At 69.1% G+C, this 6662-nt stretch carries 7 protein-coding genes; 4 read left to right on the forward strand and 3 right to left on the reverse strand.

Features of this window, described 5'->3' with window-relative positions:
• The first annotated feature begins 9 nt into the window (after positions 1–9).
• Entirely contained in the window at positions 10–774 is a 765-nt protein-coding gene (lepB, locus tag AC3WRC_RS10335; RefSeq protein WP_492303780.1) for a signal peptidase I, read from the forward strand.
• Here the strand turns inward: lepB and AC3WRC_RS10340 are convergent.
• The 3 genes from AC3WRC_RS10340 to AC3WRC_RS10350 are packed head-to-tail and all read right to left on the reverse strand — an operon-like array spanning position 771 to position 2178.
• Complete coding sequence (locus AC3WRC_RS10340) at positions 771–1109, reverse strand: EF-hand domain-containing protein (protein ID WP_492303781.1); 339 nt, start codon at positions 1107–1109, stop codon at positions 771–773. The genes lepB and AC3WRC_RS10340 overlap by 4 nt on opposite strands.
• Positions 1110–1135: 26 nt before the next feature.
• Positions 1136–1789, reverse strand: coding sequence for a DUF2155 domain-containing protein (locus tag AC3WRC_RS10345; RefSeq protein WP_492303782.1), 654 nt, complete (start codon positions 1787–1789; stop codon positions 1136–1138).
• Positions 1786–2178, reverse strand: coding sequence for an NADH:ubiquinone oxidoreductase subunit NDUFA12 (locus AC3WRC_RS10350; protein ID WP_055755156.1), 393 nt, complete (start codon positions 2176–2178; stop codon positions 1786–1788). The genes AC3WRC_RS10345 and AC3WRC_RS10350 overlap by 4 nt, the downstream gene beginning before the upstream one ends.
• A 206-nt stretch (positions 2179–2384) precedes the next feature.
• Between AC3WRC_RS10350 and AC3WRC_RS10355 the strand changes: the two genes are divergently transcribed.
• From AC3WRC_RS10355 to AC3WRC_RS10365, 3 genes are all read left to right on the forward strand, one after another.
• Positions 2385–4928, forward strand: coding sequence for a TSCPD domain-containing protein (locus AC3WRC_RS10355; protein ID WP_492303783.1), 2544 nt, complete (start codon positions 2385–2387; stop codon positions 4926–4928).
• A gap of 57 nt (positions 4929–4985) precedes the next feature.
• Complete coding sequence (locus AC3WRC_RS10360; RefSeq protein WP_492303784.1) at positions 4986–5477, forward strand: pentapeptide repeat-containing protein; 492 nt, start codon at positions 4986–4988, stop codon at positions 5475–5477.
• A gap of 81 nt (positions 5478–5558) precedes the next feature.
• Positions 5559–6446 (forward strand): pentapeptide repeat-containing protein, encoded by an 888-nt coding sequence (locus AC3WRC_RS10365; RefSeq protein ID WP_492303785.1) that lies wholly within the window; start codon positions 5559–5561, stop codon positions 6444–6446.
• Positions 6447–6662: the final 216 nt, after the last annotated feature.

Raw genomic sequence — 6662 nt, forward strand, 5'->3', positions numbered from 1 at the left:
AATGGCGGCATGACCCAGACCCCGCCAAAAGCCCCGCCCCGCCCGTCCCTTCTTCGCGAGGTGCGAGAGATCGCCCTGACGCTGCTCTTCGCCGTCATCCTGGCGCTCGCGATCCGCATCGTCCTGTTCCAGCCCTTCACCATCCCGTCGTCGTCGATGGAGCCGGGGCTGGTGACCGGCGACTATATCGTCGTGTCGAAATATCTCTATGGCTGGAGCACGGCGTCTCTGCCGTTCAATCCGGCGATGTCGCCGGGACGGCTGTTCGGGCGCGAGCCGAGACGCGGCGACGTCGTAGTGTTCCGCCTGCCGCGCGACCCCAGCGAGGCCTGGATCAAGCGCGTCGTCGGCCTTCCGGGCGACACGGTTCAGGTGCGGGGCGGCGTCGTCTTCGTCAATGGCGATGCGGTGCGCCAGACCCGGCTGGATGTCGTCGCCGATCACGATGCGCCGCAGCGACGGGTCCAGCAGGTGCGCGAGACCTTAGCCGACGGACGATCCTACGTCACATACGACGGCGGGCCGGACCTGCCGGGCGACGACACGCCTGTGCGCCGGGTGCCCGCCGGCCACTATCTGATGATGGGCGACAATCGCGACAACTCGCTGGACAGCCGCTGGCCGACCGAGATCGGCGTCGGCCTGCTGCCGGCCGAAAACATCATCGGCCGGGCCGAGGTGGTGCTGGCTTCCTGGAAGCCGGGCGCCGGCCTGTTCAAGCCCTGGACGTGGCTGAACCTTCAGTGGGACCGGTTCCTGGTCCGCATCCGCTAGCGTGCGCGGTATTCGTCGAAGCTGACGACGCCGTCGTGATTGCGGTCCAGCCGGTCGAAATCGGCGCGCGTGGGCGACGACTGGGCCAGGGAGGGCGCGGCGACGGCGCCAAGCGCCAGGCCCGCGACGGCAGCGGCCAGCAGGGGCCGCCAGCTCAGGCGGGGTTGAGGACGCGCGGATGACGTCGCGTTCAACTCGGCGTCTATGAAACGGCGAATGGCGTCGCTGGCTGTCCGGCCCTCGTCACGGCATTGGGCCATGAAGGCGGTCTTGGTCGCGTGGGGCAGTCGGATTTCGACCGTTTCAGTCTTCTTGGGCGGCTTGTTGCGATCCATGGCGCGCCTCCTCGCGGCGTCAGAGCTCAGTTCTTACAACCGACGACCCAGGCGTCGTAATAGGGGTTCTGGACCCCGCTGACGGCGGGCGACGAGGCGAACATCCAGCCGCGGAAGATCTGGCGGCCTTCCTGCCGGCCACGCGCCTGAAGCGAGACGTCCATATAGGCGATGGCGTCCTCGGTCAGTTCGTCCGGCGTCGTCACCTCGCACGCGCGGGCCGCGAAGATCAGATTCTGGTTGAAGCGCACGGGGCGACCGCCGACCTCGACCTCGAACTTCATCGTCTCGGCGGTGACCTTGTCGATGGCCTGGATGATCGCGAACTTGCGACGCTGGCGGCGCGCAGGCGTGGCGGGCTGGTCGATGGCCTTGGTCGCGACGGGCTTCTCAGCCGCGACCTCCTCCTCGGCCTTTTCCTCGACGGCGGCGTCCTCGGCGATGACGACGTTGGGCGGCGGCACCACGGCGACCGGAGAGCGCGGAGCCGGCGCGCCCGCAGGCGGCGTCTCGGTCGGGACCGAGGGCTGGGCCGGGGTGGTGCGCAGAATGTCGCCGATCGGATCCTGGACCGGACGCGCATCGCGCGGCGCGTCCTGAAGCACGCTAGCGGTCACCGCGCCGGCGCTCAGCACAGCCGCGACGGACGCCGCGCCCAACAGGATGCGGCGGATTTTCACTCGGGCGTCCACGCCTGATAATCGCCGGTCGCGGCCGGGCGCTTGGCGTCGCCCGCCAGCGAGCCGGGCGGACGCCAGGCCAGAGGCGTGCCGGTCATATTGGGCAGATGTTCTTTCTCCCAGGCGCGACGCGGCAGCGGCTGCTCGGTCGGCGGCAGGTCGAAGGTGTAGTGCAGCCAGCCGTGCCAGTCGGGCGTCACCTTGGACGCCTCGGCATAGCCGTCATAGATGACCCAGCGACGCTTGCGGCCGTCGTAGCTGACGTTGTCGCGGCTCTCGTAATAGCGATTGCCGTTCTCGTCTTGGCCGACGAAGCGACCGCGCTTGGCGATGGTGAACCGGGTGCCGATCGTGGCGCCCTCCCACCAGCCGAAAATCTTGCTCAACACGTCGTGGAATCCAACCGTAAGGGGTCGCCGGAAAGAGAGGCGGCGTCTGGTTCGGATCATAGAAACCCGCGCCCTCTTCGTCCAGCGTTCAAGCGTCTAGCGGTGAACCGATATCTTGTGGGCAAACCTGCCCAGCAACACCAGATGTATTGGCTAAGCCGCGTGCGCATCCTAGGCTTCCCCGAACCTTTCGGAGAGACGCCGCCATGCGCTTTCAATCCGGCTTCGCCGCTCGCGCCGAACGAGTCGCGATGGAGACCCGCGCCATCGAGCGCCCCGCTGGCGTGCAGCAGGTCCTGGCCCCCGCCGGCTGGTCCGACGTCCGGATCGAGGCCTGGCTGGATTGGGTCGAGGCCGAGGGGTTCGCAACGCCCCTGTCCGGCGACTGGCTGAACGGCGGCGTCGACGCCTGGGCCGAGCGGCTGGCGGAGACAGGCGTGGCCGAGGACGTGTTCGACCGGATCGAGGCCGCCGCGTTTGTCGACGAGCTGTCGGCCGTCTTCAGGCTAGGCCTGGCGGCGCCGGCGGCGTCTGGCCCTGCGGCTGTCGGCGTCGTCGATCTGAACGACCCCGGCGCGGCGGCGCGGCTGAAGGCGCACGCCGGACGGCGCGCAGCCATGCGTCTGGGGGCCCAGGCGGCCGACGCCTTGGCCGAGGCGCTGGCGGGCGTGGCCGATGCGGTCGATCGCTGCGAAGGCCCGCGCGGCGATTGCGGCGACCCTTCGCGCAATCCCGCCCTGGGCCGGGCGGCGGCGCTGGCGCGGCGGTGCGGCGCCAGCGACGCCGATATCCTGAGAGCCATCGACGGTGAACGACCCGCAATGGCCTTGGAGCCGATAGTCGAAGGCGCGCCTCTGGTCGCCCTGGCGGACCGGACCCAGATCGCGGCGGGCGCGCCCGAAGCCTTGCTGGCGGCCGAGGCGGCGCTGGACGGCGGTCTGATCGTCGCCTTCGACCCGCGCGATGCGGAGACCGCGACTGCGCAGACCACGCGGGCTTTGATCGATCTGAGCGCCCTCATGGCGCTCGACGGAGACATGGCGACCAATCTGGCGGATCTGACCCGCCTGCTGACCGTGGCGCTGGACCTTCAGTCCGCGCGGCCCGGTCCCATCGCGCTGGGACTGGATGGCCTGCTGGACGCGCTGGCGGCTGACGACGACCGCACGTTTCAGGCGCAGACGCTCGCGGGCCTGGTCGCCGCGACGGCGGGCCAGACCTCCGCCGAACTGGCGAGCCTGCGCGGCCTCTGCCCCGATTGGGAAGACCCGGAGAAGCCGCGTCGCCATTCGGCCATCGGCCTGTTCGTCGAGGATGCGGAGGCGCGGCTGCGGCTGGGCCTGGGCCGCGTCGCAGCGATCGATGTGTTCCAGACGGCCGACGGCGAGATCGGTCGCCGGCTGCACCCCGCGCTTGCCAAGGCCATCGCGGCGGCGGGCGGCGATGTTGAGGCGGCGGAACGGTGGACGTTCGGGCGCCGCACCCTGGTCGAGGCGCCAGGCATCGACCACACAGCCTTGCGCGCGCTGGGCTTCACCGACATCGAACTGGACGCCATCGAGACCGCCCTGGGCTGGGCCGAGGATTTCGACACGGTCTTCGCCGCCCCCGTCCTGGACCCCGGCTTCATCCGCGACGTCCTGGGCGTGGAAGACGGCGATGGTCTGCTGCTGACCCTGCTGGGCGTGTCGGAGGAGGCGGAGACGGCGGCGACGCGCTGGGTCTTCGGTCATGGCGATCTGCGCGACTGGCCCGAGGCGCCGGCGTCCGTCGGCGGCCTTCTGGCCGATCCGGCGGCGGCGGCGGCCGACCTGCGGCGCGCCGTCGAGCCGTTCAGCGACATGCCGGACATCGCGATCGAACCGATGGACTGGCGCACGACCTCCACCCAGGCCGCGCGCCTGTTGAGCCAGGGCGCCCTGGACGGTCGTCGCGCCATTCGTCTGTCCCGCGCCGCGCCGCCAGCGGGACCGCTGCTGTCCCTGCCGTCGCTCGACACCGCCCGCCCCGAGCTTGGCCGCTCAGAGCCTGTCCGCGAAGCCCCTCGCCCGGCTCCGACGGAACGGGTCGTCGAACGCGTGGTCGAGCGCGAACGCGCGCGCCGCAAACTGCCCGACCGGCGCAAGGGCTATATCCAGAAGGCCGCCGTCGGGGGCCACAAGGTCTATATCCACACCGGCGAATACGAAGACGGCGAACTGGGCGAGATCTTCATCGACATGCACAAGGAAGGCGCCGCCTTCCGCAGCCTGATGAACAACTTCGCCATCGCCATCTCCATCGGCCTGCAATACGGCGTGCCGCTGGACGAGTTCGTGGACGCCTTCGTCTTCACCCGGTTCGAGCCGGCCGGGCGCGTCACCGGCAACGACTCGATCAAGTCGGCGACCTCGATCCTGGACTATATCTTCCGCGAGTTGGGCGTCTCCTATCTGGACCGGCATGAGCTGGCCAACGCCGGCACCGATGACCTGAACGCCGACGGCCTGGGAGATGGAAAGCCCGACGCCAACGCGGCCGTGCCCGCCGCCCGCTTCATCTCCAAGGGGTTCGCGCGCGGATCGGCGCCCGACAATCTGGTCGTCCTGCCTTTCGGCAAGAAGGCCGAACCCGAGACGCGCGCCGCCGCGAACAGCGAGGCCGTCGCCTGCCCCGCCTGCGGCGATTTCAGCCTGCAGCAGCGTGGCGCCGCCTGGGTCTGCGACACCTGCGGGGCGGCCCCTGCGCTCCAGGGCGGCGATCAGGGGTAGGTTAAGGGTTATGGCCTAGGGTTTGCTGACAGACGATCAAACGTCGGAGCCCGGTCCATGAAACGCACACTTTCCCTTGGCCTGATCGCCGCCCTGCTGGCCACAGCAGCCCCCGCTGCGGCCCAGAACGCGAGCCAGATCGCCAGCGTGAAGCGCGGCGCCTCCTGCGCCGGCTGCAACCTGTTCCAGGGCGACTTCTCGGGGCTGGAGGCGCGAGGCCTGAACCTGTCGGGTGCGCGGCTGCGTCAGGCGGACCTGAGCCTCAGCGTCATGAACCGCACGCGATTTTCCAACACCGACATGCGTGACGTCGAAGCCTATGGCGGCGTTTTCTCGGGCTCGAACTTCTCGCGCGCCAACCTGACCAACGCCAGTTTCGTCGGCGCCTACCTGGAGGGCGCAAGCTTCGCCGGCGCGACCCTGTCGGGGACCAATCTGTCGGGCGCCCAGCTGGCGCGAGCCACCGGCCTGACCCAGGGCCAGCTGAACCAAGCGTGCGGCGACGGCTCCACCGTCCTGCCGCGCGGTCTTCGCATTCCGGCCTGCTGAGCGGCGCCGACCTTGCCTCGATTTCATGAAGTTACCTCGATTTAAGTAGGTGCGGCGGGGGTTTCGAGGCATTCAGAGTGCGTGAAACAGATCGCTGAACATATCCGGGTCCGCCCCACATTGGCTCTGCTGACGCTGGGACTGGCGCTCGCCGCCTCCCCCGCCTTCGCCGGGGTCGAGATGTCGATGCAGGACCGCGACGTGGCCCGTTCGGTGTCGCTGGGCGGATCGTGCAATCGCTGCGAACTGTCCGGCCGCAATCTGTCAGGCGCCACTTTCACCGGCGCCAGCTTCATGAACGCCACCCTGGTCGGCGCCAATCTGCGCGGCGCCGAGATGATGGGCTCCAACTTCACCGGAAGTGATTTCAGCCGGGCCAACATGGGCGGGGTCGAGATCGTCGGCGCCAACTTCACCTCCGCCAACTTCACCGGGGCGCAGATCAATGGGGCCGAGGCGCAAGGATCGTCCTTCGTTCGCGCCAACCTGACCCGCGCCAACCTTTCGGGCAGCGAGATGCACGGGGTCAACTTCACCGGCGCCACCCTGGCCGGAACCAACTTCTCCAACTCGGAACTGTTCGGCGCCACACTGGCCAATGTTCGGGCGTCGGGCGCCAACTTCGCCAGCGCCGAAGTCACGGCCTCGAACCTTTCGGGCGGCGATTTCTCCAACGCGGACTTTTCGAACGCCAGCCTGGATGGGGCGCGATTGACCGGCGGCAGCTTCTCGCGCGCCGACTTCTCCAACGCCTCGCTGCGTCGAACCGACATTCGCGGCGCCGACCTGTCTGGCGCGCGAGGCCTGACGCAGGACCAGATCAGCGAAGCCTGCGGCGACGGCTCGACCCGCCTGCCCGGCCGCCTTTCGCCCCAGGCCTGCCGCAGCAGTTCTGTCCGCATCGTCCGCGCAGCGCCCACGCCGCCTGTCCCGCCTCGCGTGCGCAACCTGGTCAACGCCGAAAACTAGGCCGTCCGCCCCGGACTCGTCCTTCAAGAATGCCCCGCATTTCAGGTCGGACCGCGCTACGGGGCCTAGAGACGCTAGCCTGCGGCGCAACCCTATCAAACTGGGATCTCCTACGAGCGCCTCTGGCGATCTGCGGATAGCCCCCACAGCAAAACGGCCCCCGGATTGCTCCGGGGGCCGCTCTGTTACGCTACTCTGTATCCAACCGGCCTCATG

The organism is Brevundimonas sp. EU05-FHT14B07 (assembly GCF_058790795.1).